Source organism: Bradyrhizobium sp. (assembly GCF_036009065.1).
In the GTDB taxonomy this organism is placed as follows: Bacteria; Pseudomonadota; Alphaproteobacteria; order Rhizobiales; family Xanthobacteraceae; genus Bradyrhizobium.
In genome coordinates, this window is sequence record NZ_DASYMN010000349.1 from 1 (window position 1) to 1967 (window position 1967).

The 1967-nt window shown below is 61.9% G+C and carries 2 protein-coding genes; both read right to left on the reverse strand.

Annotation, left to right across the window (positions count from 1 at the left end; genetic code table 11):
* Positions 1–734, reverse strand: a 734-nt coding sequence (locus VGP39_RS21320; RefSeq protein ID WP_327570077.1) for a branched-chain amino acid ABC transporter permease, incomplete at its 3' end; no start/stop codon positions are given.
* Positions 735–1001: 267 nt separating this feature from the next.
* On the reverse strand, positions 1002–1967 hold a 966-nt coding region (locus VGP39_RS21325), incomplete at its 5' end, for an ABC transporter substrate-binding protein (protein WP_327570078.1).

A 1967-nucleotide genomic window follows, 5' to 3' on the forward strand; every position in this document is an offset into this window, starting at 1 on the left:
CCGGTCATGCTGCCGAGCCCCGCCATCACCACGACGCAGAATGTCCGCCCGATATAGGTGCGGTCGAGCGTCGGCTCGACGGGAGCGACGATGATGAGCAAGGCGCCGGCGATCCCGAGTACGGCGGTGGCAATGCCGAACGCCCATTGCTTGATCCGGATCGGGTTGGCGCCCATCAACCGCAGCGCCTCCTGGTCCTGCGCGACCGCGCGGATCGCGCGTCCCATGAAGGTTTTGGATAAATACAGCGTCAGCAGGACGGTCAGCGCAGCGGCGACCGCGAAGGCGACCACCAGGCGGTACGGGATTCGCATATCGCCTAGCCGCCAGGCCTTGCCGACATAGTCCGCGGTGATCGAGCGCTGGTCGACGCCGAATTGCAGGATGATCAGCACCTCGATGATGAAGGCGATACCGAAGAAGAACGCGATGCCGCGCACGCCAGCGTCGCTGCCGCGCCTTTCGAAGGTTTCGTAATACAGCCGGTAGGCGATGAGACCGAACAGAAAGAACAACGGGGTGATCAGCAGTCCCGCCAGCAGCGGATCAATCCCGTAATGCTCGTTGAGGAAGTACACCGCGTAGGACGCCAGCACCAGAAAGGCCGGATGCGCGACGTGGGGGACGTCAAGCAGGCCGAAAGCGACGGACAATCCGAGACTGACGGCCGCATAGAAGCAGCCGAGCAGCACACCGATCACCACCGCATCGAGCAGCAGGTCAAATGAAAACAAGTGAGGTCCCCCTTGACCCGCTCTTTACGCCCGCGTCAACCAACCCCGCCGTCATCCTGAGGTGCTCGCCGCCCTTCCCGGCGAGCCTCGAAGGATGGGCCACAAGCGCCGCCCGTGGCCATCCTTCGAGACGCCGCGCAAGGGCGCGGCTACTCAGGATGACGGCGGTGGTGAAACCGTCATTGCGAGGAGCTCTTGCGACGAAGCAATCCAGTCTTTCCTTGCGGCCTCTGGATTGCTTCGCTTCGCTCGCAATGACGCAACCATTTACTTCCTGGCCGCCTCGAACGGCGTGACGAGATCGCCGGATTTCAGTTTCTCCGGGAACAGGATCACCTGCTTGCCCGAAGAACGGAACTGCTCGATGTTCTTGTCCGTGATGCCGCGAAACTGGGCCTGCAGCACCGCGTTTTCCTTGCGCTCGCCGTCGGGCCCAAAGCTCATCGGGCCGACGATGGTCTTGACCTCATTCGCGTGCAGGTATTTTGCCATCGCCTTCTGGTCGAGCGACCCGACCGCCTTGACCGCCGCCTCGACAAGCTGACCGCTGGCGTAGCCGAACGGCGCGAGATAGTAACCAAGCGGATCGACTTTGGCTTCCACCGCCCGCTTTGTGTAGTTGTCGAAGAACTCCTTGGTCCCATCGTAATACATTTTCTGTTCCGGGAGCCATGAGTTATAATTAACGACGCCGTTGAGCAGCGAGCCCATATTCTCCATCACCGCGCCGAATTGCAGGCCGACCATGCCGCCGCCAAAAACCTTGACGTTGTCGCCGATCCCGATCTCGTTCACGGCGCGCAGGATGCCGGCCGAATCCGGCGGGTACGACGAAACATAGACCACGTCCGGCTTTGCCGCTTTCAGCGCGCGGATGATGCTGGAGAATTCCACCGTGCTCGGCGGATAGGCCTGGTCGAACACGATCGGCATATTGCGCCTTTTTGCGACCTCGCGCGCGGTCACCACCAGGTTCTGAGCGAACTCCTGGTCGGCTGACAGAAACGCAACACTCTTGGCGCCGGCCTTCTGGGCGATGTCGAGGAACGAATCCGGCCAGCTGTCGGGCGGCCCCCACGGCGCATTGTTGAACCACATGTCGTGCTGGACCTTGCTGTTGACCTGGAACGAGAAGTTGCCCATCAGCAACAGGCCGCGCTGCTTGACCAGCGGCATGATCGGCGCCGTCGGCACGGTCGCATAAGGAGCGAACAGCAGGTCGACCTTGTCGAC